Origin of the sequence: Rugamonas rubra, assembly GCF_900114705.1 — a bacterium.
GTDB classification, from domain to species: domain Bacteria; phylum Pseudomonadota; class Gammaproteobacteria; order Burkholderiales; family Burkholderiaceae_D; genus Rugamonas; species Rugamonas rubra.
Window position 1 is genome coordinate 142,828 of record NZ_FOTW01000021.1, and the last position, 26,960, is coordinate 169,787.

Below are 26,960 nucleotides of genomic sequence, written 5' to 3' on the forward strand. Positions count from 1 at the left end.
TAGCCGCTCTGCAGAAGACGGCCCCGATAATACCTGCCACAATACACTGAGATGTCGTTTTCTCCACCGGAATGCATGCGTGGCGCCTAATCTTCTTTGAGTATTGATTTGGCGCCTCAGAGAGGAAGAACCCAGTGCGTTTGAACAACCCGGTTAGCAACCACGAGTACGTGCTGGACGATGGCCAGACCATCGTCTCGACCACCGACCTGCAGGGCAACATCACCTACGCCAACCCCTACTTCATCGAAGTCAGCGGCTACACGGAGGAGGAGTTGCTCGGCGCGCCGCAGAACATCCTGCGCCACCCGGACATGCCGCAGGAGGCCTTCGCCGACCTGTGGGCCACCATCAAGTCCGGCCTGCCGTGGACCGGCCTGGTGAAGAACCGCTGCAAGAACGGCGACTTCTACTGGGTCATGGCGAACGTCACCCCGACCATGGAGCACGGCCGCCCGGTCGGCTACATGTCGGTGCGCACCAAGCCGAGCCGCGAGCAGGTGGCCGCCGCCGACCAGCTGTACCGCGAAATCCGCGCAGGCAACCCCAAGCGCCTGGCGATCCGCCAGGGCCGTGCCGTCGCCACCGGTTGGCGCGCCGGCCTCGCCGCGCTGGCCGGACTGTCGCTGCGTCGCCGCATCGGCCTGGCTATGTCCCTGTTGCTGGCCACGCTGGCCATCCTCGGCGCTGCCGCCACGTCGTCGTCGGCCGGCTGGCTGGGCGGCCTGGCCGCCGCCGCCATGCTCGGCGTGCTGGCGCTCTGGTATTTCCTGGTGCAGAGCATCGTCGCACCCTTGCAAGGGGCGCTGAACAGCATCCAGGCGATGGCCGGCGGCGACCTGCGCGCCGATATCCACACCGAGCGCAGCGACGAGATCGGCCAACTGCTGCGCTCGCTGCGCCAGCTCGGCGTCAACCTGCACAGCATCATCGGCGACGTGCGCGGCAACTTCGTTCAGATGCAGAGTGCCACCCGCGAGATCGCCACCGGCAACCTGGACCTGTCGGCGCGTACCGAGGCGCAGGCCGCGGCGCTGGAGCAGACCGCCTCGAGCATGGAACAGCTCGCCTCGACCGTGACACAGAACACCAGCCACGCCACCCAGGCCAACATCATGGCCAACGACGCCACCTCGATCGCCGAGAACGGCGGCCAGATCGTCGTCAAGGTGATCGAAACCATCGCCGACATGAGCGCCTCGTCGGGCAGGATTTCCGACATCATCGGCATCATCGACGGCATCGCCTTCCAGACCAATATTTTGGCGCTGAACGCGGCGGTCGAGGCGGCTCGGGCCGGCGAGCAGGGCCGTGGCTTCGCCGTCGTCGCCACCGAGGTGCGCAGCCTGGCGCAGCGCTCGGCGGCGGCGGCGCGCGAGATCAAGCAGTTGATCGACATTTCGGCCGAGAAGGTCAAGGCCGGCACGCAGATGGCCAACAACGCCGGCGGCACCATGCAGGACATCATTGCCTCGATCAAGGACGTCAAGCAGGTCATGAGCGAGATCGCCACCGCCTCGGCCGAGCAGGGCGCCGGCATCGCCCAAGTCAACCAAGCGGTGACCCAGCTCGACGACGTGACCCAGCAGAACGCCGCGCTGGTCGAACAGGCCGCCGCCGCGACGGCCGGCCTGGCCTTGCAGGCCAACAAGCTGATGCAGGCGCTGGCCGTGTTCAAACTCAAGGAGCACAGGGCGGCGCCGCCAAGCGGCGCGCGGCGCTTAGGCAACGGTCGCTAGCTATCATCCAGAGCGATGGTTTTGAACTTGGTAAAATCGATGCATTGAATGCACGGCTATTCCCAAGGAAAACTGATGGCAAATCCAGAAACCAAAGTGATTACGGCACATGTGCCGCTGCTACTCGCAGACAGGGTCGACCAGATCGCTGCCCGTCTCGAACGCTCGCGCGGCTGGATCGTCAAACAGGCGCTCAGCGCCTGGGTTGACCTCGAAGAAGAACGAAGCCGCCTCACGCGCGAGGCGATGAATGACGTGGATACTGGGCACGTCGTCGATCACCATGCGGTGCAGGCCTGGGCCGACAGCTTGGACAGCGATCATCCGCTACCCATGCCGGTGGCGCGCTGATGGTTTTGCAATGGACCAGCAAAGCGCTGTCCGATTTGGCAAGGTTGTACGAATTTCTTGCAGTGGCAAATAAGCCGGCCGCCGCCCGCGTCGTGCAATCGTTGACGGCGGGCGCCGCGAGCTTGGTGGCAAACCCACGTATCGGCGAACGCCTAGAAGAGTTCGATCCACGCGAAATTCGGCGTATTCTTGTCGGCCATTACGAGCTGCGGTATGAGGTCGACGCATCAACAATTTTCGTTTTGCGGCTGTGGCACACCCGTGAGGAACGGTAAGTTGGAAGGAACCCCTTAGGGCTTGGCCTTGCGCGCCGGTTTCGACTTGGCGGCGCTGTTGAGGCCGGCCGCCTGCCGAACCAGCTCCTTGAAGGCGGCCTCGTCGACTTCCCCGCCCTCGTGGATGTCGATCGCGCGCCGCGTGTTGCCGTCCAGGCTGGAATTGAACAGGCCGGCCGGGTCCGCCAACGACGCGCCCTTGGCGAAGGTCAGCTTGACCACGCTCTTGTAGGACTCGCCGGTGCAAATGATGCCGTCGTGCGACCACACCGGCGTGCCCATCCACTTCCATTCCTCGACCGCGTCCGGCACCGCCTCCTTGACCCACTGGCGCATTCTGCTCAGGGTCGCGCCGCGCCAGTCGCCCAGATCGGCGATCTTCTTCGAGATCAGCTCCGTTGCCGACGGGCCAGCGCCCGCGTCCGTGTCCGCGCCCGATGTTTTCATGTTCTCGTCCTAGATTGCGGGGTTTGTGACAGGCCCACCGCTGGCGGGCACGGGTAAATCATAGCCAGATGGCGATTCGCTGTCAAAAAGTTCACAAGCAAAATTTCCTGTGCATTTATTCGATATTTCCACTATCATTGAACTATGGAAGTGAGATCGAGAGGAATGACCGTGGAAACCAAGAACGTACTGTCCGCCCTGGCGGCGCTGGCGCAGGAGTCGCGCCTGGCGGTGTTCCGCCTGCTGGTGCAGGCCGGACCGCAGGGCATGGCCGCCAGCAAGATCGGCGAGCATCTGGGTATTCCGCCGTCGTCGCTGTCCTTCCATTTGAAGGAGCTGTCGCATGCCGAGTTGATCGGCTCGCGCCAGGACGGCCGCTTCGTCATCTATGCCGCCAACATCGGCAGTATGAACGCGCTGCTCGGCTTCCTGACCGAAAACTGCTGCGCCGGCGTGCCCTGTACGCCGGCGCCGTCCGACGCCTGCCCAGGCTGCTGAACACCCATTTTTCCATCCAACGAACGAAGGAGTTTCCGATGAGCGATAAAGTCTACAACGTGCTGTTCCTGTGTACCGGCAATTCCGCCCGCAGCATCATGGCCGAGGCCCTGGTGACGACCATCGGCAAGGGCCGTTTCAAGGGCTATTCCGCCGGCAGCCAGCCGGCCGGCGCGGTCAATCCCTTCGCCGTCGAGCAGATCCAGGGCACCGGCTATCCGCTGGAGAACCTGCGCAGCAAGAGCTGGGACGAGTTCGGCGCCGCCGACGCGCCGCAGATGGACTTCATCATCACCGTCTGCGACAACGCCGCCGGCGAGGTCTGCCCCTACTGGCCGGGCCACCCGATGTCGGCCCACTGGGGCTTCGAGGACCCGGCGGCGGTGGTCGGCAGCGACGAGGACAAGCGCGCCGCCTTCCACAAGGTGTTCCGCCAGATCATGACGCGCGTCAACGTGTTCGCCAGCCTGCCGCTGCACATGCTCGAAAAGAACGCCATCCACCACGAGCTCAAGGCGATCGGCGCAAGCGCGATCTAAACCCGGGCAAAGGCCCGGCCGGCGCAAGCCGGCGCCGCGCGCCGTTGCCGTCCCGCCCAGCGGCCGGGCGGCATGCGGCCGCGCATCCATATCATTCATCCACAACAAGGAATTCCGCCGTGCTGACCGCGTTTCTCATCTTTCTCGCCACCCTGGTCCTGGTGATCTGGCAACCTCGCGGCCTCGGCATCGGCTGGAGCGCCGCCATGGGCGCGGCCGTGGCCATGCTGGCCGGCGTCATCCAACCGGCCGACATTCCCGTCGTCTGGAACATCGTCTGGAACGCCACCGGCGCCTTCGTCGCCGTCATCATCATCAGCCTTCTGCTCGACCAGGCCGGCTTCTTCGAGTGGGCCGCGCTGCACGTGGCACGCTGGGGCGGCGGCCGGGGAGGGCGGCTGTTCGCCCTGCTGGTCCTGCTCGGCGCCGCCGTCGCCGCGCTGTTCGCCAACGACGGCGCCGCGCTGATCCTCACCCCCATCGTCATCGCCATGCTGCTGGCCCTGCGCTTCGACGCCCGCGCCACCCTGGCCTTTGTCATGGCGGCCGGCTTCATCGCCGACACGGCCAGCCTGCCGCTGGTGGTCTCCAACCTGGTCAACATCGTCTCGGCCGACTTCTTCCACATCGGCTTCGCCCGCTACGCCCAGGTGATGGCGCCGGTCAACCTGGTGTCCGTGCTGGCCACCTTGGCCGCGCTCTACCTGTTCTTCCGCAAGGACATTCCCAAGGACTACGACCTGGCGCAGCTGAAGCGGCCGGCCGAGGCCATCCGCGACCGCGCCACCTTCCTCGCCGGCTGGCTGGTGCTGGCCATGCTGCTGGTCGGCTTTTTCGGCCTGGAGCGGCTCGGCGTGCCGATCAGCGCCGTGGCGGCGGCCGGCGCGGCGCTGCTGCTACTGGTGGCGGCGCGCGGCCACGTCATCGCCACCGGCGCGGTGCTGCGCAGCGCGCCTTGGCAGATCGTCGTCTTCTCGCTCGGCATGTATCTGGTGGTCTACGGCCTGCGCAACGCCGGCCTGACCGGCCACCTGAGCGGCCTGCTGAACCAGTTCGCCGCCCACGGCGTATGGGGCGCGGCGCTCGGCACCGGCCTGCTGACGGCCTTGCTGTCCTCGATCATGAACAATATGCCGACCGTGCTGATCGGCGCCTTGTCGATCGACGCCAGCAGCGCCCAGGGTGTGGTGCGCGAGGCGATGATCTACGCCAACGTCATCGGCAGCGACCTGGGGCCGAAGATCACCCCGATCGGCAGCCTGGCCACCTTGCTCTGGCTGCACGTGTTGTCGAGCAAAAAGATCGACATATCCTGGGGATACTATTTCCGCGTCGGCATCGTGCTGACCTTGCCGGTGCTGCTGCTGACGCTGGCCGCGCTGGTATTGCGGTTGACCACACTTTGAACGGAGCGCCAAGCATGGACCACACAACTTCCGACCTGCCCAACATCAGCGGCCCGCACCTGGACCTGCCGACACTGGACAAGCTGCAACCGCCTGCCGTGTCGACCCACGCGCCGCGCATCCTGTTGCTGTACGGCTCGCTGCGCGAGCGTTCGTTCAGCAAACTGTTGACCTTGGAGGCCGAGCGCCTGCTGCGCCATTTCGGCGCCGAAACGCGGGTGTTCGACCCGCACGGCCTGCCGATGGTCGACAGCGTCGGCCCCGAGCACCCCAAGGTGCAGGAGTTGCGCGAACTGTCGGCCTGGTCGGAAGGGCAGGTGTGGTGCAGCCCGGAGCGCCACGGCGCCGTCACCGGCGTGTTCAAGTCGCAGATCGACTGGCTGCCGCTGGAGATAGGCAGCCTGCGCCCGACCCAGGGCAAGACCTTGGCGGTGATGCAGGTGTGCGGCGGTTCGCAGTCGTTCAACGCCGTCAACGGTCTGCGCGTGCTGGGCCGCTGGATGCGCATGGTGACCATTCCCAACCAGTCGTCGGTGGCCAAGGCCTACCAGGAGTTCGACGAGGCGGGGCGGATGAAGCCGTCGGCCTACTACGACCGCCTGGCCGACGTGATGGAGGAGTTGTTCAAGTTCACCCTGTTGATCCGCGACCGCAGCGACTATCTGACCAGCCGCTACAGCGAACGCAAGGAGGCCGCGCCGGCCGAGGTGCGGCAGTTGGCTGCGGCCGCCATGGGCCACGAGAACCGTTGACAGTGGCAGTATTCCTGCCGCGATGTTGCCAAGTTATCAGCTAGTTATGGCCGAGTTATGGCCAAGCTCTGGACCACCGCTGCCCTAGCCTGGCCCTGCGCCGGGTGATACCCAGAGCCGCGTTCAAGCGGCGACCGCGATCAGCGCCGCCTCAATGGCGGGATAAAACTCGCGGTCCTCTCTCTTCATCCGCTCGTACAGGGTCTTGAGCACCTGGTTGGCCTCGGCGCGGAAGGTCTCCGGCTCGTCGAGCAGCAGGCGCGGCGTGTTCCATTTGCCGGCGAAGGCCAAATAACTGCCGGCGATGCCGGTCATGTCGTTGCGGTAGTGCTGGCTCAGGCGGGCCAGTTCGGCGTTGCCGCTGGCCTCCAGCGTCGGGTAAAGCACGCGGTCCTCGACCGCCAGGTGTAGCTTGATGACGCCGCTCATGGCAACGACGCGGGCGGCGATGTCGACGGCGTTCTTGCCGATGCCGCCCTGGACCAGGTTGCGCAACGCGCCGATGGCGCTGAGGATGTCGATGTGTTGGTGTTTGAATTTGTCGATGTTCATGGCGGTGTCCTTATTTCTGATTGGCATGTTTAATTGGCTAAGGGTAATTCTATACCCCTCGAATCAAACAAGCAAACTAAATACATCTTTAACTTGATGGGCCAAATAGCCACGGCGCGGCATGAGACAGCTCAACACTGCCGTCGAGGTTAGTATTCGAGAGATTAGGCCGCAGGGATTTGGTCATACTGGAGGGCAAGTAGCAAGCTTGGTCGCCGCACGGCTTCCGTCGCCCGAAGGGGAAGGGCAGTACCACACCGCAAAGGATCGCCAATGGCACCGTCGCCCGACGCCAGTCCGGCCCAGTCCGTACCTCAACGGCGCAGTGTCGCCTTGCTGGCCGCCACCTTCATCGTCTTGGTCTGCCTCTCCATGCTCGTCATGCAACTGTGGCAGGCGATGCGCACGCGCGACATCCAACTGGCCGAGGCCGAAGCCTCGGCCACCAACCTGGCCCACGCCGTCGCCCAGCACGCCTACGACACCCTGAAGCAAGCCGACACCATCCTGGTCGGCCTGGTCGAGCGGCTGGAGAAGGACGGTTTGCCGACCGACGACCCGACGCGGCTGCGCCAGTTGCTGATCTCCCATGTCAACGAGCTGCCGCAAATGCACGCGCTGTTCGTCATCGGGCCGGACGGCGGCTGGCTGCTGAACTCGCGCAGCAACTCGACCGCCGGCCAGGACAGCGCCGACCGCGAATACTACCTGTACCACCGCGACCACCGCGACCGTGGCGCGCACATCGGCCCGCCCATCCTCGGCAGGGTCAGCGGCGCCTGGGTGGTGACGGTGTCGCGCCGGCTCGACCGGCCCGACGGCAGTTTTGCCGGCGTGGTCATGGCCAGTATCGACATGCACTACTTCAGCCGCTATTACCAACGTTTCGCCATCGGCCGCTCCGGCGCCATCTTCGTCGCGCTCGACAACGGCGTCATGCTGGTGCGCCGGCCGTTCGAGGAAAAGTCGCTGGGGCGCGACATCTCGCGCCTGCCGCTGTTCCGCGACTACCTGCCGCGCGCGCCGGCCGGCACCAGCACCTTCACCTCCGGCCAGGACGGCGTGACCCGCATCAACAGCTACCGCCGGGTGCAGCAGTACCCGCTGGTGGTGTCGGCGGCGCTGTCGCAAAGCGAAATGCTGAGCGGCTGGCGCGCCGACGCCTGGCTGCACGCCGTCGCCGTCGCCACGCTGACGCTGGGCCTGGCCTTGCTGGGCATGCGCCTGCTCAAGCAGATCCGCCTGCGCGCCGAGGCGGAAGGGGAGTTGTTGACGGCGCGCCACGCGCTGGAAAGCCTGAACCGCACGCTGGCCGCGCTGGCCATGCAGGACGGCTTGACCGGCCTGGCCAACCGGCGCCATTTCGACGCCGCGCTGCAGGAGGAGTTCAGCCGCGCCGTGCGCAACGCCAGCCCGCTGGCCCTGATCATGATCGACGTCGATTGCTTCAAGCAGTACAACGACATCTACGGCCACGCGGCGGGCGACGCCTGCCTGCGCGCAATCGGCAAGGTGGTGGCGCAGGGCAAGCACCGGCCCGGCGACCTGACCGCCCGCTACGGCGGGGAAGAGCTGGCGGTGCTGTTGCCGGGAACCGACGTGGCGGGCGCGGTGGCCGTCGGCGAGAACATCCGGCTCGCCATCGAACTGTTGGAGTTGACCCACGCCGGCTGTCCCGGCGGCCGGGTCACGGTGAGCGTGGGGGTGGAGGCCTTCGTTCCGGCGACCAGGGACAGGCGGCCGCTTGATCTGGTCGAGGCCGCCGACAAGGCGCTGTACCAAGCCAAGGCAGGGGGCAGGAACCGGGTCTGTGCACGCAGCGAGGTGCTGGAGCAGTGCGCCTGACGACGAGGCCGGCCATGTTTTGTGCCCGTTTCGCGCACGCAAGCGCCCTCTCCCCCAGCAATTCAAGTCGAGATTACTCCTCATATTGTCGAGTTAAAATACTGTACGGAATACTGTATAATTCACTGGTTGAATGAACAGTGTTTTGCCAGCGGCACCTCCAAAAACTCGATGAAAAAATTTGAACTGATCGACCTGGCGCCGGCCACCGCCGCCACCCTTGGGGAAGGCGAGCGGCGCAAGGGCTACCTAGCCGGCCTGCGCGACATCGCCGACGACGCCATCACCGACGCCCAGACCGACAGCGAAATCGCCCGCGAGTTCATCGGCCACGGCGAACTCGGCCCCAAGTCCGTCACCAACACGCAAAAAGAGCTGTTCCGCTTCCTGACCTGGTGCCGCGAAGAGGCCGGCAAAACGCTGCGCATGCTCAACGTGGCCGACCTGAACGCCTACAAGGATTTCCTCAGGGAGCCGCCGGCCGAGTGGATTTCCACCACCAAATGGCCGCGTGCCGATCCGCGCTACCGGCCGTTCAGCGGACCGCTGTCGGACGCCAGCCGGCGCCAGGCGATGATCGCCGTCAAGGGCCTGCTGGCGTTCGCCGAGCAAACCGGCTACTTGCGGCGCGACCCCGGCGCCCTGGTCAAAAACGTCAAAATGCCGCACACCAACCGCGTCACGCGCTACCTGACGCAACAGGCCATCGCCCTGGCGCTGGCCACCGTCGGCGCGCGCGCCGCCAGCACGCCGGCAGCCTTGCGGCGGCGCGCCCGCGACCGCTTCCTGTTGTTGGCCTACACGCACACCGGCGCCCGGCTCAACGAGATCGTCAGCGCCAACATGGGCGCGCTGTACACCGAAGGCAACGGCCGCTGGTGGCTCGACGTGATGGGCAAAGGCGGCAAGCCACGGCGCCTGCCGGTGCCGGACGATCTGCTCGACGCCTATCGACAATACCGCCAGGCCTACGGACTGTTGCCGCAGACCGTGCGCGCCGACGACATGCCGTTGGTGTTGTCGAGCCGCAGCCGCGCGCCGGCGCGCGTTTCCGACGAGGCCGCGTCCGACGCGCTGAAGGCGCTGTTCAACGACGCCGCGCGCGCCGCGTCCGCGCTGGGCGACGCCGACACGGCGGCCACGCTGCGCCAGGCGTCGACGCACTGGCTGCGCCACAGCATGCTGACCAACCACGCCAACAACGGCGTGCAGCTCAAGACGCTGCAGGAGACCGCCGGCCACGCCAGCATCGCCACCACGGCGGCGTACCTGCACAAGACCGACAACGAGCGGCACGACGAGATTTTGGCTTCGGTGAATGGCAACAATATCGTTTGATCAGGCGTCTTGTGGTTGGGGCGAAGGCGCCAATTTACCGCACACAAGACTTCGCATAATTTATATTATGTTAAATAGCCTGTCGAACCGACGCCGTAATTTTGCCTAACCCCCAACCCCATCATTCCGTCCTAAAATCCCCCCGCTTCAACCTGCCGCAAATAGCGTGACACGCTAGCTCTTGTTCAAAACACCGCTTACACACCCGCGTCCTCAAACAGTAGCGCGCCTCCCGCACCGCCCACCGTGGAATACCGTAAAGGTACATCACTTGTGCGAGCACCCTTGTACGATTTACAGCCCTCCAGTTGGTCTCTCTCGCATTGCGAATTATGTAGTACTGCTGCCGAAACTCGGTCTCAACAGCCTGAAGTAATGTGTCAGTGAACATTGGCATATTTCCACTATACAACAATTGTTACTACAGTATGAATAGCTACCGCCTACAGCATCAAAATGGACAAGACATATCAAGCCCTTTAGATCGAGGCGCAGAAGCCAACCAAACGACCCCTAGGCCGTTGTTACACCACGTTTGAATACCTTCAAGGCCATACTGAGCAATCACGGTAAAAGCCGCCTGGACAGCGCCAAGCATGGAAGTGCAATGAAGCCTGATCGTGTAGACGTCAGGAACGACGATCCCCCGCGATCTAAAGTAGCGCTTCTGATCCAGCTGCCTAGCGTCCATCTGCTTCGAGCAATACTTGGCGATGTAGCTTGCGAGCTTGTGGGCGCCGGTCTGGCCGAACCCGAAGCGATGAGGATCGCGCACGTTCACTTGGCCCATTTGTTCCCCAGTCGGGCCAAGGCCAAGCACGCGCTGCCAGATCGAGCGAAGCAAAACATAGTTTTGGCGTCCACGAACGGCAATGTGAAAGTGAAGCGCGCCCCGTTCCTGCTCCTCAATGACCGCCACATAATGGAAATCGGCGACCTTGCCCAGACGACGGCGGAAGGCGTCAAAGTGTTTCAAAGCCGTAGCACGATCAACCATGTTTTCCCTGTAGGTCAACGTAACAAGCCGATCCGCTCCAATCGTCTTGCAGCACTCCCGCACCTTCTTTTTTGCCCGGCGGCCGGCATCATCATCGTTCGATTCGCGCTTATCCGACTCGCCACGCTTTGCACGCGGTTTGAGCGGCATTGCAGCCCCTACAAAGTGTCTATCCTTGCAAACCGACACCTCGCACTGCCCATCCGGATAAACGCGCTGGCGAAGCGTATAGCCGTCCTGCCAGCCGTTGCCGTCATCGGTCCAGTATTCCGGCTTCTGTTCATCGTTATCAAGAGATAGTGGCGAAAGTGCAATTGACTGAGCATCGAAAGTGTTATCTAATTCGGACATCGGTTTTCCTGTTGTAGCAGGTGAATCGGGGCCACCAGAGTTAGCGCTCTAGGTGGCTTTTTCTTTGGTCGATCAAGAACTGAAAATCTGAAAATCATTTGTTGCCTGAGGACGCCAACTACTACGATTTACTGTGCTGTACGTTAAGTGTCCCTAATACAAGTTTAGCGGCGCTGCGCGCCGCTGCCAGTGCTGCGCCCTTGCAGCGTCGCCATCCCCGCAACCTGGGCATGAGCCACCGCAAACTGCTACAACCTCAGCAGAGGAAAATTGACTTGAGGGCGCGGTTCACACACCCCCATAACCCCACACACGCCCGCCAACCGGCCTACCGTGCATGAGGTGCCGCGCCCCGCTTCCAGTCGCCGCCAACAGGCCCTTCCGGGCTTCCGATTCGATGAAACCCCCATCGAACCGGTAAGAGAAAAATTCTGCCGATCGCCGACCGCCTAAACAATGTTCGGTGCCGGATTCAAACATTCCCTGAAATTTCACGCCGGCATGAAATTCAACGACATCTGAACCGCAGCCATCTAAACTAAATTCGGTCAGCGCTTGCGCAGTAATCGATCACGCAAAATCCGGTCGACCGCACTCCCCTTGGCCTCGTCCTTGAACTGCACGAACGCATCGAGGGCGGCAATCACATCAAGCGACACCTCGACCGTAAGAACGCCCTTCCCTTCCTCCTTCAGCCGTTGCCGCCGAGCCTTCTGCCGCTGCGCATCGGTCATCGCCGAACCGGTAGCAGGACGCCCGCGGCCGCGCTTAATCGGGCCGAGCATATCGAGCGTATGAACGTCCTCAACTTGCTTCATTTGGCGCCATCCATTTATCGTGACATGTAGCGTTTATTCCGACCCCGCCACCTTCGCGCTAAGGATCAAAACTAGATCGGTCTGAACCGCGCTATCCGACTTCGAAGACCACGACGCGGGAAGGAACGGCAGCGACGACGTGGAAACAGTTTTCTGAGTGTCGTTCAAGCCACCGATCAACAACACCTCGCCATTCGCAACAGTGACCCTTGTCTTGACTTGGCGCTTGATAAGCGTCGGCGAACCGGCAACCCCGGTGGCGGTAGTCTTGAAGCTGCTGATCTGACCGTCCACCAGCAGCTGTATGCGGCCCGAGCCTAGAACCTTTGGCAGCACGTCCACAATCACGCCAGAGGGCCGGTAGACGACGTTCTGCACCGTGTTACCGGCGTTGTCCTTGCCAGTGCTGGAAATGGTCGGCGTCTCGTCGCCAACGGTAAGCACAAGGTTCTCGTAATCGTCGCCGACAATGCGGCTGTTCGACACCTGCTTAAACCGGCTGTCAGTGTTGAGCGCGTCCACGACCAACTGGAAGCTCGCACTCTTCAAACTGATCGCCGACCCGGAATTGACGGAGCCAAGCGACACACCGAGCTTCGCACCAAGCACGGTGGCCAGTAGCGATATGCCGCGACCGGAGCCGACATTGTTTGTCACCTCGACCCAAGACGCGGACACGTCCACCAACTTTGGCAAGGCATCGACGGCGGCAATCAGGGTTTGCATCTTATCCAGCGCGGCCGGCGATCCAGTCAGCACCACATTGCCGCCGGCAGCATTGACGGCCGCCTTACCGAACGACGAAGCGACAACGCCGGCAAGAAACTCAGCGGGCCTATTTTGCGGAACGTAGACACGGCTTTCATCATCAACCTTGCGCGGCGCCGGCGTCAATTCATCCTGGGAAAACGCAATCGCCTTTGGTGCCGACTGGACGACGGCAACGGGAGCAGCCGGAACAGCAGTGCCATCGGTGGCGAGCGGCGACGGAAGCGAGCGGCCAGCCGGCACAAGGTAATACACGCCGTCACGAACGGTCAAGGCAACGCCCTGCTGCTGCAAAATCCCTTCGACGAATGGAAGCACCTTGTCAGGCTCAATGCCCGAAACGCTCAACGTCATCTTGCGATCATTGGCAAGCACGTCCGGCGAAATGACGTAGTTGACGTGAAGAAGATTTTTGAAAATGGACTGACTGAACGCGACCAGCGGGACGTCAGAAAAATTGAACGACACAGGCGCAGCGAACGCCACCAGCGGGCCGCAAAGAAGCATCAAAAGTATCTTCTTCATTTGATGCCCCGTACCCAAATATGCTCGGCCGTCTCAGCCTCCCAGCCACTAGCGCGAACGACCAACATCGGAGACTCAACAGTGCTGCCGTCCGAGAGTGTAACGAAAGCCTTACCCGCAGAATTTTGAAAATAGCCCACCCCCTTAAGCGAGTCAGAAAAGACCCGAGCGGAAGGCTGCGCCGCAGCGCCGATAGCCGGCAATCTCTGCCCAACAATGCGGGAGCCGAAGAGACCCAACACGACACCGACGAACATCGAACCAATGAGAAATTTAGTCATGTGCTTAGACACAGGTTTTGGTGGAAGAACACGGGCGCGCAGCAACGACAAACCAAGCGGGCCGGGAAGAACGGGGCCGACAAAATCGGCAGGGACGCCAACCTTGGCGGACAGGTGCCATGCCGGCAAAAGACAGTGGACGCCATGGGGGTAGCTTTCAGAAAACACCTGTGTGGTGTTGTAGGCGTTGTTTAGGTCGTCGCCACGAAATACCCAGCGATCCGCAACCAACGCATCGGGCATCGCACCGAGGCGGACAACGCCGATATGGACACGCGGCAAATTCCCCTCGGTAGCGCCGGCCGTCAACAGCTTGAGCGCGCCGCTAATGACAGGAACCTTCATACGATCAAGACGATTTAGCCGCACAACGTATTCAAGCAGACTATCCCGCAACTGCTTATCTACCTGAGCAATGTTCTGCATGATGAAGAACACGTCCCAGCCGTACTTGCGCGCATGAATCGCCCATTCCAGCATTTCGGCACGGCCCTTGTCTTGAAAATTTCGAGTGTTGAGCCACGAGCCGCACTCATCCAAAATCAGCGCGCCATTGTGGGATTCATCGAACCCGGGAAGCAGCCGAGGCGATGGCGCCGACGCTTCAAATCCATTTTTCCCCGAGCGCAAAATGGGCTCAAAATCGATGAAGCGATTTCCGCTGCCGACCATGTAGAGATCGGCGGAAGACGGCTTATCCGGTATACGGATCACGGACGACCTGTCACGCTCAGGCATCAAATGCTCTAGGAACACGTCACAATTTGTTGCGACCCTTTTGCCCTGGCGAAGGTAGCGCCGGATTTGGTCAATTGCGGCCTTACCCTTGCCGCTGCCGAGCTTACCCGTTATCGCGTAGACGGCCATCGGCTTGATCTTTCAACGTGGATTTTGAACGAGCAGAAGACAGGAAGTCATCGGGCAAATTGGATGCAATATGCACCCACACGAACCAGATGAAGCAGACGAAAACGAGGGCCAGAAATATGACTTCGCGCTGATGCATGTTCATATCGTTTTCGTCCACAGTTGAACAAGATTGACCTTCCACTTGTACAGCTCGCACGCCGACCAGAACAGCACGTAGCTGGAAAGGAGGCCCGCAGTGCGCGGCGAAATGACCATGGCGATACCGGCGCCGAACATCGGCGAGAACGAGTAAGCCCCGCCTATCGCAGCCGCAACGACGGTGCGCACCGTCACGTACATGCCGACAAACAGCGCGGTAGCGATAGCGACGATAGCCACGGTGACAGCAACTTTTTGGGTCAAGTATTTGGCAAGCCACGCGGCAAAACCAGAGAAGACACTAAGCAGGAAATTTGCAAGAATCGGCATACGGCCCCCTAGAAGAAATTATGCAATTGGCTTAGCTGTCGCGCGGGAGACCATAGCCATCACCGCATACACAAACAGGAAAGTCCACAGGTACTCAAACATGGGCGCGATCATCGCCACGTAACTGCAAATGTCCACACGCCAGCTACCACCACCGCCCGGAAGGCTCACCGAAGGATCAGTACAGGCACCAGCCGGCAGACTCAGACCAAACGAAAGCGATGTGTCCTTGTTGGCATCATCGGTAGCCAAATGAAGCCCTTCATCTCGCCCCGATCCGATCCCGTCAACAAGCTTATTCAACGCATCGAGCATCCCGCCAATTCCGGTCGGCGTCCTGCCCTCGTCAATGCTGCAGGCCGGTTGCCCCGGAGCGCCGCACCTCGCGCCACCATCGCCATTGCCACCGCCTGTGCCTGGAGTAGTACCACCACCAGTGCCCGGAGTAGTGCCACCACCAGTGCCCGGAGTAGTGCCGCCACCAGTGCCCGGAGTAGTGCCGCCACCAGTGCCCGGAGTAGTGCCGCCCCCGCCAGTGCCCGGAGTAGTACCGCCACCCGTTCCCGGATCAGTTCCGCCACCAGTACCCGGAGTAGTGCCACCACCACCCGTACCAGTACCGGGCGGTACATATGGAGGAGGATTAGTATCTGGTTCAGCCCAATCACCAAGCTCGCCGGTTTCCTTGAATGTAAATTGGCATTTAACTAAATTGGCGGGTTGCCCACGACTCGTCGCCCCGCAAGTAATCAGCGATTCATAAACAACCAAACAGCCCTTGACCGAAAATTTAATCTTGGCGATTAAATTGATATGGTACAAAACCACTTCGTTCGCATCCTCATACCACATTGGGAATGTATACATACCAACGGAAGTGCCGCTCTTACAACCACTACCACCAACACTAAAACCAACTGACATATCCCGATTGAACTTAGCAGGATTAGAAAAATACATGCTAACGCCAGTACTACTACCAACGATCAATGGCTCAAACGACCCGCTACAAGTGACATCGGATGCCACCATATGAAAAGCCTCTGCAAACGCACTACAAGAAGGGGAAGAAATAACGGAAGTGCCCTGCAACCAAGACGCAGTAATGACACGAGAAGCAGAAGCCGGCAATGGCAACAAAAAGAGAGAAGCGAAGAGGAAGGCGAAGAAGCGAGTCATGATGGGCCAGACTGCAATATTAACTAAACGATTTATACCGTTTACGGAAAAACTCAATCCGTACAGCGGAACAAAAAAAATGGGGGCAGACCACGCCGCCCCCAACACCGGCGCAGAGCCGATTAGCCAGCCTTGGAGAAGGCTTTCTTCATCATGCGGATGCCCCAGAAGCCACCGGCCACCAGCACCGCCACGCCGAAGGCGGCAGTGATGTAGGTTTGCGCGGTGCCGCTCAGTGCAGTGATGGCATCGACGCCCGGATCGCCAGCAGCCATTGCGGAACCCGACAGAGCGGAGGCAGCAGCGGCCAGACCACGTTTGATATTTTTGTTCATAAAACACTCCAGAAAAATTTGCCGAAAAGTAGAAGGGCAAGGCGGCGACATGCCCAGCGAAACAAAAGCTATTCCAATGTCTCAATGGCCCTGCGCGTTATGCGCTGGATCGACCCGGCGGCGAAGCCGAGGCCAAAGGCCGTGAAACAGTAGGCGATGATTTGCGCGGTCGTCATTTGTGGCTCACGAGGCGATGGATGATGTACTTGGCGAGGTAGACGCAGCCAACAAACAAGGCCAGTAAAAACAGGATTGGCGACAAGCTGGAGAGAAGGCCCATCATCGTTGCGCCCCCGCGATCCAGCCCACAGCGAACAGCACAACAAGCACGGCACCGAAAAACATGTCTGAGGTAACGTTCACATCTGGCCCCGGTGTAGGAGTGGTGTAGGTGATAAGGCGCTGGTAGTCCGCCGGCGACAGCAGCAGGAACGCGCAAGAGGGGCTTACCACGGTCGTTACCTGCACGCTCGTATCAACACGCACAACGGTGTTCGTTGACGGCGTAGCGGGCTGGGTGAAGGCGCAGTAAGCCACGATTAGGCGGCGGCCTTCATGTCCTTACCGGGCTGGGCCGGACGGTTCGCACCAGCGGGCACGATGGAATAGACCTGGGCACCAATGCGCTTGTCCTGCGAAATGGACACTTCGAACTCAACATCGTAAGTACCGGGCGGCGTGTCCTTGAAACGCTCAGGCAAAACGAGTTCGCCAATCAAAGGCTCAATCACGCCCGTGTCCGGGTTGACCTTCTGAACGATGCACTGAGCCATGCGCATGTCGTAATCGTTACCGGTCTTTTTGGAACGGCCGGCCACTTTGACGACGTTCAGAATTTGGATGATGCTTTTCATGGTATTTCCTCTCAAGTTTTCGCCCGCTAGAGCGATTAAAAAAACGCCGAATTAGCGTTACATGTCACGCAAAATAAAGTTAATATGAGGCAACATTAGCGCCTCACTCCAAAAATCTTGTCCAGCTGCCGAAAGATGAAGTATTGAAGTGCGCAATGAACCGCCAGTGCGGCACAAACCTTAGCGAACAAAACAAAGTCATATTCCATGAGCCCAACCGATCCAAAAGCAATTGTTGAAATTTTCACAAACCTAGTCACACACTACGCACTTCCCGGCCTAGCCCTCTTCGCAGTCCTGGCCTACATCGCCACGAAGATCGGCAACCGTGCAGCGGAAAAGAACAAGGATAAAAAAGACGACCAAAGCTAGGCCAAGTTAAAAATTTCGATACTTACCCAGTCGGGCAACCCCTTGCGCTGCTGAGCGGTAGCGCTGAACAAAGGGGTAACGATTGGGGAGACAACTTGCTTCAAGCCCATACTGGAATCGTCAAACAGCGGCAGGGAGAGCGTAACGACGCCTTCCGGATCGCACTTACTCAAAATTGCCATGAGCTGGCGGACTTTCATACGACCGACAACCGGGCCAGCACGTTGCGAGAAGCCGACAGGGCCGATTCCCACACTTCGGGCTGAGGGTCGGCAGCCATGCACTTTTCGAAGCGCGCAATCTGATCGGTCAACGCAGCCTTCAAGGCAAAGACTTCTTCACTTTCTAGGGCAATCATCAATCTACACATGGCAAAACTCCTCAAGAACTAAGCGAACTCCCCAGCTAACATTTGCCTCCCAAACCGTAGTAATGGGCTAACGGGCGGCACGTATACCGGAGACCGAGAGAGCAAGAATTAGCGTGACATGTCACGCTTGTGGTATCGTTTACTTAGACAAAGCTGGCAAAGCGCTAGACAACTTTGTCTTAAACAACATATTAGCCGAAATTGTCTAACTCAGTGATTGGAAATTGCTATGAACTATGCGGAAATGATAGATAGGGCAATGAAGGGACGTTCAGTCAACTCTCTCGCAAAAGCATGGGGTCTTCAACAGAGAACGTTAGACCGCTACGTCAAAGGGCAATCCATGCCCGACTATGAGACAGCCCTAAAGATTGCCAAGGAGGCAGGCGTCGAACCCGGCGAAGCATTCGAAGTACTCGTTACGGAGGAACGTAGCCACAAGGCCCGCTCATTCAAGCTACAAATGGGTTTTGTACAAATTACCCTACTCGCCCTGATGGCAGGCGGATCGCTTATGGCTACAGTTTATATTATGTAAAATTAGATACTGGATGGAGGCCCGGGACAACGAACGGTATGTACTGATCCATGAGCTTCGTTCGGCGCGCCCTGCTGTACTAAGTGAGAAGAAACGGTTGTCCTCGCGGCTTGTACGCGTCTAGGGTCAGTAATTCAAACTGGATTCCCTGATCGCGTAGCTGGTTCGCGGCCGCTTCGATTTCACTCCCAAGTTTCTTCTCCTGTAGCGGTTCCATTACTGCCAGAATAGCGCGATCGGGCCGCAGTCTTACAGCGAGCGTGACAAAGCTGGCCAGATCGCTTTTTCGAAGACTGCGCCAGGCGGACTTGATCTCGCATAAGACCGTCTGGCCATCGACAACAGCCACCAAGTCAGCCTCGGCATCAGCCTTTTCGTACTCGTTTCCATAATAGAAGCGTGTTGGCTCGAGGTACAGGAACGAGTTCCGGGCACGCTCTCCAAGCACCGCCAGTAACCATACCAACGACAGAACGCTATGCGATCGCAGACTCTCGATGAGGAATTCGTTGGCGCGAAAATGCCACGAAACGGCTATCGGCAATGCTTCCCCTGTTGAGCAAACATCGCAAGCCAACGTTGGTTTGAGTGATTGAAAATCCGTCCAGTTTCGATGTTGGCAAGCTCCACACTTCCAGGAATAGCCTTGGAAGAGCATGCGACTGGTACGCATTTCCCCAAGCGTCTCCTCCAGCGCCCTTCTCTCCCGCTCATTCGATTCCTCGTCGCCAGAAATTTCCTGCGGATGAGCCTCGTAGTACGCTGCCCGGTATGCGTCCCATTGTTTTCGCAACTGCTCAAGCCCAACCCACATCCGAGGCGCTTTGATGCTTTGGGCGGCCTTGGCGATGAAGGCCGCCAGCGCTGTTCTGTCATTCTCCTCGCCAAGATTAAACATCGGATTTGAAATACGTTTTGCCAGTGTGTTTGCGGTACGCAGCACATCGCTATCCTGGACATTCGGTGTGCCTCCTAGATCCGCAAGCATCGCTTGCAAGAACGGATGGAGCAGTAGATCGCGCGCCCGCGCCAAGCCACCGGTCAACCCAAGTACACCGATCAGGTAGTTGGCTTCGTTCGAGGGATCGATCCACTGGGCTTTGGCCTTTGGCCAAGGAGGGTCCCCTTGCAACTCACGGCGAAATGCTGCATCTCTGCAAAACGCGAACTGCACGGCTTCGCGTACGGTTGGCACTTCGACGGATTTCAAGACTTGGTTCACGCCCGCGAATATAGTCAAATTTCCGTCTCGGTTGTTTCGGTTCAGAACATGCAAATGCTGGCTCATGCCCCGGATTTCAAATTTTGGTTTGAATGCACCTGCCATGCGCCAGCGCCTCGGCAGTATCCATTCGTTCTGTATACCAGTGCCTCGAGGTAGCTCAAGGTTCTCGCCACCGTGTTCAAGTCGTAGGTCAACCGCCCAACAACCGAGGGTAAATGCTTGCCCTGGCGGTGCGTCTCTTAAATGCTCAGGGGCAGCGGCTGGCAGGCGCGCAAGCGGCGGCGTCCAGTGGAACTCCTTGCCTTCCACGCTCCTATGAAAACTAGACAGGCCGTGCGTGGTCTCTCGTGCACGGCGCAAAGCATCTCGCGCAGGGATCGCGTGTCCACCAGGAACGACTTCGGTTGCACATGCATTCCACAATTTTTCTGCATGCAATTGATTGAGTACCGCTTTTAAGGTGTCTTCATCATGAGTGGCTGACCTTATGCGCAGCTGCGGTTGCCCGCCCGTCCCGCCATTGACGTGATTTCTCGTATTGATCAGGTGCGCAAGCAGCTTGGGGAAGTCTAGGTCGTTGAGATCCTCCATGGTTACCCGGAAGCAGCATATGTCCCCGTCAAGCCATGACGGAATCGATAGTCTCGCATTCCAGAATAGGAGACGATCTTCAAACGAATCGCCTACAACGAGGTTGAATGACGTGCTCCACCGTTGGTCCTGTACCTCCATGCGGGGCGCGTACATGGCCGATAGCAAGCTCATGCCGGTCGCCGTGCCGTTTGCGAATTGCTTGAACGCCTGGTACTCATGCGGGATGCGATCCAGCGTTTGTGGCACAGCGTTCCTCCGCTCGTGGAAAGATTCGTCGGAAACAATGGTGAGCAGGCCGGCTGCGCCTTGCGCATCGTTGGGATAAATCCCGGAAGCCCCGCTCGCGCGGCAGCTGCCCAGATTATCCATTAGCAGGCGACTGGCTTTCTCCGTATGCCAACTGTCAATAACCTTCACCTTCGGGCCTTGGCCTAACGGACTGTGTCGAGCTAGGCGGAAGACGGTCGACATTGATGACAGGAGCGCTTGGTCGTAGTGTGGACGGAAGTCTGCGGCGTCAGGCTGCGCACGTGCTACGGGCGCATGTCGAATGTAATCCCCAGGGGATAGGCGCTCGTGAATCTCGAGCACCGCTCCCGGCTCTTGTTTAACGTAAGAATAGACAATGTCCGGATCAAATGCGTCGAGCCACGGCCAGTAGTCGTCCATGATGCGACCTTCTTTGCAGGGGACGATCAGGCTGAATCGACCACCCCAGCGGCCATAGGAGTCGGCAAAAATAGCGTCAAGAATAAGATCCGCATTTTCGGACTTGTCGACGAAAAAAGCGACGCGCGCTGGTCGCACCTTTTCCCATCCAATTAATTCACGCCCCGAATTTTGCCCGTTTTCCATGACCTGCATTGCGTCTACCTTTCTAGCGTTCTTGGCTTTCTATCTTGATCGCTCACTTGAGATACCTGCATTCTTGTCAAGCAACCTCGAAAGCTTGATGTCAATGATGCGCACCACCTCAGCGCCACGGAATTGCAAGGCTTCGTCCAAGTACTTTTGCAGGGTGTCTGCGGCAATCTCAGCTGTGGCGGCCAACAGAAATACTCCAGACTTCAAGTCAGCATGCAACGGCTCGTCCGACAGCATATAGTTGACCAGCTAGGCTACAAATCCCTCAAGGTCCTGTTTCATGGCGTTCACGCAAAGCATTTATGCGTCTAGTGTCTGGCCCAGCCAATTTCACGTAGTATGAATCCAAGTGCATGCACCGCCAATGCGGCATCATCTTCATCCACCGTCCGCAACGACATTTTATGCCGCTCATTGTCTTTACCCCGTGGATGCAGTTTGTTGATGATCTCCAGGGCAGACCGGAATGCTAGTTTTTCGTGCTCACCAAAATGAGTTCTGATGGCTTTGATCCACGCTCCGAGATCTTGCTCCGTTGGCGACTCGGCGTTGACGATGCCTTGCATCCAGCGAGACACAAACATCACAGCTGCATTTCTGCATTGGTCGACGACTGACGTCGGCAATTCCCTGTAGGCGGCATCTAAGGCCCGGTCGTAGGCCGACTTCACGCCTCCAAAATTGGCAAGATCAATCCGACTAGTGTCGAGCTCAGGAAGCACCCCAAGTGCCGACTCGGAGCGTAGCGTAAGAATGATGTCCGAGCCGATCGAACGTTCGACCTGAACGATTTTCCAGGTTGAAGCGGCGTCGACCTGCCCTAGTACCATCCTCAGCCCTTCCCCGCTATTACGTCGGCTGAGTAGGTCCGTGCATTCACAATACACGGTAAGGTTTTTGGGAACCCGCCACCCGTTATTGGCCGCTTTGATCTGATCGGAATGCATAGCGGGGTGTGCTTCAACCTGGACGGTCTCCCGGTTGACGTTGCCAAAATTCTGGTAGAGCTTGCCGCGGCGGATGCGCGCACTGAAATCAAAGGAAGTCTCGAGAAAGATCCAGCCGAATGGGTGGTGAAAGAAGCTTTGCGGAATTCTTTGTAAATCACCTGGTTCTTCGATCAAGGTCGCATTGCACACGGGCGGTGTCGGCCATACTGGATGGGTCGGTCCTTCGCGGCCTTCATAGATAAGTCCGGTGTCGATATCGATGCCTAAGCGCGACAATTCATTCCCCCAATTCGAAGTGGCTGGTCCGTCTCAAGTGAGCGAACTACATCGTGTACTGCGTGCAGGTGTTTAGCCGGAAGCCTTCTGAATAGCCCAACACAACCCTGCTCACAAGCATTATAGACGGTCGTGTAACGGTCAAGGGGATCAGGCATTGCTGGTCGACACTCGCATAGACGTCAATGTGGCCAAAACTCTAGGCCGAACCGCTCTGCCGGCGCCGCCCACTCAGTTGTCGGGTTGAATTTGTAGTGATTCGGATAAAAGAAAATGAGATGCGATGCCGGCTCTGCGGCGTTGTTGCATAAATCCTGCAGCAACCAGGGCTGACGTTTACGCGCAACAACTGGTGCCGCAGGGCTGTTAACTTTGGACGAACTCCGGTAGATTCTGGTCTTTTGCCTGAAACGATGCGCAAGGACGAACAACAGCGGCAGGAACCCAAGGGGCAGTACCGGGTAAAAAACTGGCCGGCCTACAACGCCGGCCTGATCGCCAGAGGTGACGTGACGATCTGGATAGAGCGGGACTTGTGGCAACGGGGCGCTGAGGCCGTCAAGCGTGGCCGACCACGGGTCTACGCTGACGCGGTCATCCAGATGCTGCTTGGGCTCAAACAGGTGTTTCGCCTGCCGCTGCGCGCTGCAGGGTTTCGCAGGGAGCATGAACAAGCTTGCCTTCGCCGATCTGCCGGTGCCCAACTACACGACGCTGTGTCGCCGCGCCCGGGATCGCGACGTCGTGCTGCCGACCCTGCGCAGCGGCGAACCGTTGCATCTCGTGGTCGACAGCACCGGCCTGATCTGGTGGCGACAATTACATCGTGCAGCGGAGGGCGCGCGACATCGTCCTGCGCAAGCTGCACGGCTTTGGCTGCGGGCAGATCGCACTCGTGCTGGCAAAGGAGCTGGTGCACTGATCGGCGGGGGCGGCCTTGCTTGGATTGCAGGCAGAGCTTCTCGGCGTGGGCAGCTACCAAGCTGGCTTCGTCGATCATGGGCAGTGGGTCTATGCCCTGGCTGGCCTTGAGCGCCGTGGCACTGGTGACGCTGGCCGCAGGCGCGCAATACCTGGAGCGTACTGAGGATGCGGCCGAGATAGGTGTTAAGCACCTCCCCTGTTGTAAATATACAAATACATTCACGAATGTTGTCAATAAGTGTAAATAAGATGATATCTTTTTACGCTGGCAAAAGAAAACCAAGGATGGCGCAATGAATACCTATGTTGAGCTGTGCCGCTCCACCAGAAAGCTGGCCGGCGCCTGTGCGGTCATTGCGCTATTTACGATGCTAACGGGCTGCGCCGCCTTCTATAGCGAGACGCGCGACAAGCAGGGACAGGCAGCCAAAGGCGCCTGGGAAAAGGTCGATGTCGGCACGCAGATCAAGCTTGCAAGGAAAAATCACGCCGCCCTGCTCGCAGATCAGCTCAAGGCCACCGATGAACTAGCGCTCGCAAACCGTGCGCTGGCGGCGCGTAGGCTAGCTATCAGTGCTGGCTCGGTGCAGGAATTGTTACTGGCGCCGGTGCAAGACAGCCTCAGGGACCTGGTGTTGAAGCCCGCAGAAGCGACAGCGTGGCTAGCCTACCAGGACAGCAAGGCAAATGCCGACCGGGAACTTGCCCTCGTGGTGCAGAACTTCAAGCTCAACGGCATGACGCCGAAGTCCTGCGCGGACCTGGAGGACAACGATGTCCTGATCGCCGACATCAAGAGGGCCAATCCCGACAAAGGTGCGCGCCTGACGCCGATTCAGTTCAGCTATCGCATAAAGTGCATGGCGCTGAAGAAGCTCGGCGCGCCACCAGCCTATAGCGATGGCCTACTTGCGGATGCTTATCGCGCACGCGACCAGGCTAAGACACTGATTTACAAGGCCGACCAGGACACCAGGCCTGAGCGGGACGAATTTGCTGCGGCATTGAAGGCTTATCAGGACGCCACTTCGTTGCAGGAAGCCAATGCCAAAGGCCTGGGCGAGAAACTTCAGGCGGCGCGGCAGAAACTTGAGAACAGCATCGACCAAGCCAATAAGGCTGGCAAGGCGTTGGACAGCGCTCTGGGTACCACGCTGCTGGCGGAGTCGGAACAAAGCGCCATCATGCAGTTCCTGGCGACCTTTGCTGCCAGCGAACCTGCTGTTGGCAGCGGTACAGAGGCTCCTGCGGCGAAAGGCACTACATCGGCCAGCCAGGCCAGCCTGCGCGGCGAGCAGCTCGCAGTGCTGTCCGAATTTGCGGCGCAGGCGAAGTCCAAATGGGCCGACGCCGACGCGCCCAACCTGGTTCCGCTGCTGCTGGCCAAGAATCTCGCCAAGGCCAGGTCCGACGCCGCAGTCCGGGAAATCGCTCTGCGCAACTTGGAACTTGCACTCTGCCAAAGCCGCGTCGATGTGCAAACCGAACGCTATCAGCGGCTACGCAAGGCGTACGAACTACTGGCCGGGCAGCCTGCTGAAATACATAACGGCACCGTAATTAGGAAAGCGACAGCGACGGTCGCGCTGGGAGAAAGCGTTAGCGCGGCCTTCACCCCGGTGGGTGCAAGACCTGCCAAGCCAGGGGAAGCCGACGCCTGGAATACCCTTGTCCTGAACAAACAGCGAACATGGGAAGCCGCAGCCTACTATCTGGATGACCTTGGCCGCCTGCAGCCTGCAGCCTTGAAACCACAGTACCAGATTGATGCGCTGGCGCACGACAGGTCGCTGTCGCTGGCCGAATCCAGCCTGACCCTCTGGACCACCACGATCAATTCCGTGGTCGGTCAGTCCGCCTCCGCCGCCGCGCTCGGCATCAAGCCGAGTGATATCAAGGATTTCGCGAACAGCGCCATCCTCCTCTGGATCGGAAAAGGAGTCAACTGATGAAACACGCTCTCTCAACCAGTACCGTGACCGCACTGGCCGCCATTGCTCTCAGTCTCCTGTTCGCCACTCTAACCGGCTGCGCCAACGACCAGATCGCGCGCAAGTCGGCAAACTTCGGAGTGGGTGTGATCGGCGAGATGGAAGTCTCGCTTACTGAGTTTCGCCAAGCCGAAGCCGAGTCCGCCAAGGCCAGGCAGGTATCGCTAAAATCCCAGCATGCGCTGGCGAAATCGGCAATGAACATGCTGGCACAAAGCAGCCGCTCGCGTGAACTGGCGGGCGATTCGCAGGCCCAGGCTACCACGCAGAAACTGCTGCTATTGGCGGACACGATGAAGGATGATCTCGCGGCGCTGGAGGAATTCGACCGACTCAACAGCGAACTGAACACCGCGCTGGTTTCACCCTTGCCAAGCACCAAGGCAGCCACCGCCGAAGCGCAGGAAACCTTGGCTGCGCTTGGTGCCGCAGTCCCGGCGAAGGACCAGTACACCGACGTGCGGAGCTATATTTCGGCGGTAAGAGAGACGGTCAAGGTCAACCGCCAGAAGCTGAAGGAAGCACGCGCCGCGACGCCGCCAGACGTCGACAGCGACGCCAGCAGTAGCGCCGTCACAACGACCGCAACGACAACGACCAGATAACAGGAGTTCAAAATGGCAAATCCGAACATGGATGGTTACTGGCTGGCATTTTCGCAGGCCTACTTCGCGGCCGATCAAGAACGCGACTACTTCGAAGGGCTGGCGAAATCGTCGATCCTGGAAGAAGACAAGATCAGGTTTTTCCAGGCAGCGCTCCAGCTGAAGGGCCTGGTCTCCCAGATGGAATCAGCCAATGCCGCGGCCATCGACCGTTTCAACAAAACCTCGCTGAAGGGTCCCAGCGATGACACGCTGGCGACCGCCAAAACACTTGCGACCGCGTTCGCCGCGAAGATAGCGGTGACCGCCAAAACGCAAACTGCGGTTACGCTGACCACCAAATTCCTGTCCGAATGGACAAAGCTCGGCGCGGACTGACGCTGGAGCAAACGTACGCCCAGCTAACGCCTGACGCATCTACATGTAAACGCCTTCGCGCGGTCATTTTGGTGGCGATCAGCTTGTCGCCGCGACGCACCGGATCACCACCATGCAGCGTCTGCGGATCAGGCGTTCCATCCGCACAGAGGCATTTGCCCTGATTCAGAAGAACCTGTGGGACTGGGGGTTCGAGTACCTCAACGATGAGGCTGAGAAAGCGAAGGTAGATCGGAAGGCAGCACAGAACAAGGCTTCATCCCAACAAAGCTAATCGGTTTTTCAGGCGGAAAACCCAGCCAATCGGCGCCAATGGATTCGCGATCCCCTGGCCTTTCTATTGGCTCGCCGGTGCCAAATTCGCTACGACGCTATATCTACCCTGCGTATTCCACGCAAACTGGACACCTGTTCCGCCGCAAACTGGACAGTCGTTCCAGCGCAAACTGGACACCCGTTCCAAACCAAACTGGACACCTGTTCCAAGCCAAACTGGACACCTTGGGCGCAACGGCGCGGGGTTGAGATGTGGTTTTACTCCGGACGGGGCAAACTTGTCAAATTAGCCCGCTTTTTCCGTAGTGAATCGCCTTTCAAGTTGAGCTGGTGGGCGTTGTGGACCAAGCGGTCCAGGATGGCGTCGGCCAGAGTGGCGTCGCCGATGGCGGCATGCCAATGCTCAATC

General features: G+C 59.4%; 30 protein-coding genes and 2 pseudogenes. 15 read left to right on the plus strand and 17 right to left on the minus strand.

The window, feature by feature from the left end; genetic code table 11:
• The first annotated feature begins 134 nt into the window (after positions 1 to 134).
• From BM252_RS21360 to BM252_RS21370, 3 genes are all read left to right on the plus strand, one after another.
• Positions 135 to 1,739: a methyl-accepting chemotaxis protein gene (locus tag BM252_RS21360; protein ID WP_093389687.1), complete on the plus strand. Its 1,605-nt coding sequence runs from the start codon at positions 135 to 137 to the stop codon at positions 1,737 to 1,739.
• Positions 1,740 to 1,814: 75 nt separating this feature from the next.
• Positions 1,815 to 2,090, plus strand: coding sequence for a CopG family ribbon-helix-helix protein (locus BM252_RS21365; RefSeq protein WP_093389688.1), 276 nt, complete (start codon positions 1,815 to 1,817; stop codon positions 2,088 to 2,090).
• Positions 2,090 to 2,365 (plus strand): type II toxin-antitoxin system RelE/ParE family toxin, encoded by a 276-nt coding sequence (locus BM252_RS21370; RefSeq protein ID WP_093389689.1) that lies wholly within the window; start codon positions 2,090 to 2,092, stop codon positions 2,363 to 2,365. The genes BM252_RS21365 and BM252_RS21370 overlap by 1 nt, the downstream gene beginning before the upstream one ends.
• A gap of 15 nt (positions 2,366 to 2,380) precedes the next feature.
• On the opposite strand, the gene BM252_RS21375 is transcribed toward BM252_RS21370, so the two are convergent.
• Positions 2,381 to 2,812: a DUF1801 domain-containing protein gene (locus BM252_RS21375; protein ID WP_093389690.1), complete on the minus strand. Its 432-nt coding sequence runs from the start codon at positions 2,810 to 2,812 to the stop codon at positions 2,381 to 2,383.
• 171 nt (positions 2,813 to 2,983) lie between these two features.
• Here BM252_RS21375 and BM252_RS21380 point away from each other — a divergent pair, with 171 nt between their 5' ends.
• From BM252_RS21380 to arsH, 4 genes are all read left to right on the plus strand, one after another.
• Positions 2,984 to 3,310, plus strand: a complete 327-nt coding sequence (locus BM252_RS21380) for an ArsR/SmtB family transcription factor (protein ID WP_093389730.1) — start codon at positions 2,984 to 2,986, stop codon at positions 3,308 to 3,310.
• A gap of 38 nt (positions 3,311 to 3,348) precedes the next feature.
• On the plus strand, positions 3,349 to 3,849 hold the full coding sequence (locus BM252_RS21385) for an arsenate reductase ArsC (RefSeq protein ID WP_093389691.1): 501 nt from the start codon (positions 3,349 to 3,351) through the stop codon (positions 3,847 to 3,849).
• Between the two features lie 119 nt (positions 3,850 to 3,968).
• Positions 3,969 to 5,255, plus strand: a complete 1,287-nt coding sequence (locus tag BM252_RS21390) for an arsenic transporter (protein WP_093389692.1) — start codon at positions 3,969 to 3,971, stop codon at positions 5,253 to 5,255.
• Between the two features lie 14 nt (positions 5,256 to 5,269).
• A complete protein-coding gene (gene arsH / locus BM252_RS21395) occupies positions 5,270 to 6,007 on the plus strand; it encodes an arsenical resistance protein ArsH (RefSeq protein WP_093389693.1) in 738 nt (245 codons plus the stop codon).
• 123 nt (positions 6,008 to 6,130) lie between these two features.
• Here arsH and BM252_RS21400 read toward each other — a convergent pair whose 3' ends face one another.
• The gene (locus tag BM252_RS21400) at positions 6,131 to 6,559 is read right to left on the minus strand and encodes a hemerythrin domain-containing protein (protein WP_093389694.1); all 429 of its coding nucleotides are present in this window, start codon (positions 6,557 to 6,559) and stop codon (positions 6,131 to 6,133) included.
• Between the two features lie 273 nt (positions 6,560 to 6,832).
• Between BM252_RS21400 and BM252_RS21405 the strand changes: the two genes are divergently transcribed.
• Both BM252_RS21405 and BM252_RS21410 read left to right on the plus strand, forming a co-directional pair.
• Entirely contained in the window at positions 6,833 to 8,404 is a 1,572-nt protein-coding gene (locus BM252_RS21405) for a sensor domain-containing diguanylate cyclase (protein WP_093389695.1), read from the plus strand.
• A 171-nt stretch (positions 8,405 to 8,575) separates the two neighbouring features.
• Positions 8,576 to 9,742, plus strand: a complete 1,167-nt coding sequence (locus BM252_RS21410) for a tyrosine-type recombinase/integrase (RefSeq protein WP_093389696.1) — start codon at positions 8,576 to 8,578, stop codon at positions 9,740 to 9,742.
• A 451-nt stretch (positions 9,743 to 10,193) separates the two neighbouring features.
• On the opposite strand, the gene BM252_RS21415 is transcribed toward BM252_RS21410, so the two are convergent.
• The 8 genes from BM252_RS21415 to BM252_RS21450 form a co-directional block, all read right to left on the minus strand.
• Positions 10,194 to 11,090 carry a rolling circle replication-associated protein gene (locus tag BM252_RS21415; RefSeq protein WP_245774371.1) on the minus strand — a complete coding sequence of 299 codons (897 nt, stop codon included), beginning with the start codon at positions 11,088 to 11,090 and terminating at the stop codon, positions 10,194 to 10,196.
• Positions 11,091 to 11,638: 548 nt separating this feature from the next.
• On the minus strand, positions 11,639 to 11,908 hold the full coding sequence (locus BM252_RS21420) for a hypothetical protein (RefSeq protein ID WP_093389697.1): 270 nt from the start codon (positions 11,906 to 11,908) through the stop codon (positions 11,639 to 11,641).
• A 33-nt stretch (positions 11,909 to 11,941) separates the two neighbouring features.
• Positions 11,942 to 13,201: a type II secretion system protein GspD gene (locus BM252_RS21425; RefSeq protein ID WP_093389698.1), complete on the minus strand. Its 1,260-nt coding sequence runs from the start codon at positions 13,199 to 13,201 to the stop codon at positions 11,942 to 11,944.
• Positions 13,198 to 14,349 (minus strand): zonular occludens toxin domain-containing protein, encoded by a 1,152-nt coding sequence (locus BM252_RS21430; protein ID WP_093389699.1) that lies wholly within the window; start codon positions 14,347 to 14,349, stop codon positions 13,198 to 13,200. The genes BM252_RS21425 and BM252_RS21430 overlap by 4 nt, the downstream gene beginning before the upstream one ends.
• 141 nt (positions 14,350 to 14,490) lie before the next feature.
• Positions 14,491 to 14,820, minus strand: coding sequence for a DUF5455 family protein (locus BM252_RS21435; protein ID WP_093389700.1), 330 nt, complete (start codon positions 14,818 to 14,820; stop codon positions 14,491 to 14,493).
• Positions 14,821 to 14,838: 18 nt separating this feature from the next.
• Complete coding sequence (locus tag BM252_RS31145) at positions 14,839 to 15,999, minus strand: hypothetical protein (protein WP_174900614.1); 1,161 nt, start codon at positions 15,997 to 15,999, stop codon at positions 14,839 to 14,841.
• 122 nt (positions 16,000 to 16,121) lie between these two features.
• The gene (locus tag BM252_RS30355) at positions 16,122 to 16,334 is read right to left on the minus strand and encodes a major coat protein (RefSeq protein WP_139236651.1); all 213 of its coding nucleotides are present in this window, start codon (positions 16,332 to 16,334) and stop codon (positions 16,122 to 16,124) included.
• A gap of 539 nt (positions 16,335 to 16,873) precedes the next feature.
• A complete protein-coding gene (locus BM252_RS21450; protein ID WP_093389702.1) occupies positions 16,874 to 17,188 on the minus strand; it encodes a hypothetical protein in 315 nt (104 codons plus the stop codon).
• Positions 17,189 to 17,395: 207 nt separating this feature from the next.
• Here BM252_RS21450 and BM252_RS31150 point away from each other — a divergent pair, with 207 nt between their 5' ends.
• A complete protein-coding gene (locus BM252_RS31150; protein WP_174900615.1) occupies positions 17,396 to 17,560 on the plus strand; it encodes a hypothetical protein in 165 nt (54 codons plus the stop codon).
• Here the strand turns inward: BM252_RS31150 and BM252_RS21455 are convergent.
• The gene (locus BM252_RS21455) at positions 17,557 to 17,760 is read right to left on the minus strand and encodes a hypothetical protein (protein WP_093389703.1); all 204 of its coding nucleotides are present in this window, start codon (positions 17,758 to 17,760) and stop codon (positions 17,557 to 17,559) included. The genes BM252_RS31150 and BM252_RS21455 overlap by 4 nt on opposite strands.
• Complete coding sequence (locus tag BM252_RS31155; RefSeq protein ID WP_174900616.1) at positions 17,757 to 17,930, minus strand: hypothetical protein; 174 nt, start codon at positions 17,928 to 17,930, stop codon at positions 17,757 to 17,759. Before BM252_RS31155 ends, BM252_RS21455 begins: the two co-directional genes overlap by 4 nt.
• A 229-nt stretch (positions 17,931 to 18,159) precedes the next feature.
• On the opposite strand from BM252_RS31155, the gene BM252_RS21465 reads away from it, so the two are divergent.
• Positions 18,160 to 18,468 carry a helix-turn-helix domain-containing protein gene (locus BM252_RS21465; RefSeq protein WP_093389705.1) on the plus strand — a complete coding sequence of 103 codons (309 nt, stop codon included), beginning with the start codon at positions 18,160 to 18,162 and terminating at the stop codon, positions 18,466 to 18,468.
• 79 nt (positions 18,469 to 18,547) lie between these two features.
• On the opposite strand, the gene BM252_RS30360 is transcribed toward BM252_RS21465, so the two are convergent.
• From BM252_RS30360 to BM252_RS21480, 3 genes are all read right to left on the minus strand, one after another.
• Positions 18,548 to 21,151: a hypothetical protein gene (locus BM252_RS30360; RefSeq protein ID WP_139236653.1), complete on the minus strand. Its 2,604-nt coding sequence runs from the start codon at positions 21,149 to 21,151 to the stop codon at positions 18,548 to 18,550.
• A gap of 30 nt (positions 21,152 to 21,181) precedes the next feature.
• Positions 21,182 to 21,388, minus strand: coding sequence for a hypothetical protein (locus BM252_RS21475; RefSeq protein WP_093389707.1), 207 nt, complete (start codon positions 21,386 to 21,388; stop codon positions 21,182 to 21,184).
• A 71-nt stretch (positions 21,389 to 21,459) separates the two neighbouring features.
• The gene (locus BM252_RS21480; protein ID WP_245774372.1) at positions 21,460 to 22,275 is read right to left on the minus strand and encodes a hypothetical protein; all 816 of its coding nucleotides are present in this window, start codon (positions 22,273 to 22,275) and stop codon (positions 21,460 to 21,462) included.
• A 515-nt stretch (positions 22,276 to 22,790) separates the two neighbouring features.
• Here BM252_RS21480 and BM252_RS21485 point away from each other — a divergent pair.
• Positions 22,791 to 23,181, plus strand: a pseudogene (locus BM252_RS21485) (transposase); the annotation flags it as partial.
• A gap of 380 nt (positions 23,182 to 23,561) precedes the next feature.
• On the opposite strand, the pseudogene BM252_RS32250 reads toward BM252_RS21485, so the two are convergent.
• Positions 23,562 to 23,627: pseudogene (locus BM252_RS32250) on the minus strand (hypothetical protein); the annotation flags it as partial.
• Between BM252_RS32250 and BM252_RS31795 the strand changes: the two are divergent.
• Genes BM252_RS31795 through BM252_RS21500 form a run of 3 tightly spaced genes read left to right on the plus strand, consistent with a single transcriptional unit; the run spans position 23,595 to position 26,275 of the window.
• Positions 23,595 to 25,250, plus strand: coding sequence for a hypothetical protein (locus BM252_RS31795; protein ID WP_093389709.1), 1,656 nt, complete (start codon positions 23,595 to 23,597; stop codon positions 25,248 to 25,250). The pseudogene BM252_RS32250 and the gene BM252_RS31795 sit on opposite strands and share 33 nt — an antisense overlap.
• Positions 25,250 to 25,897, plus strand: coding sequence for a hypothetical protein (locus BM252_RS21495; RefSeq protein WP_093389710.1), 648 nt, complete (start codon positions 25,250 to 25,252; stop codon positions 25,895 to 25,897). The genes BM252_RS31795 and BM252_RS21495 overlap by 1 nt, the downstream gene beginning before the upstream one ends.
• A 12-nt stretch (positions 25,898 to 25,909) precedes the next feature.
• Complete coding sequence (locus BM252_RS21500) at positions 25,910 to 26,275, plus strand: hypothetical protein (RefSeq protein ID WP_139236655.1); 366 nt, start codon at positions 25,910 to 25,912, stop codon at positions 26,273 to 26,275.
• A 534-nt stretch (positions 26,276 to 26,809) separates the two neighbouring features.
• On the opposite strand, the gene BM252_RS21505 is transcribed toward BM252_RS21500, so the two are convergent.
• Positions 26,810 to 26,960: ATP-binding protein (locus BM252_RS21505; RefSeq protein ID WP_174900617.1), on the minus strand; the 151-nt coding region annotated here is incomplete at its 5' end.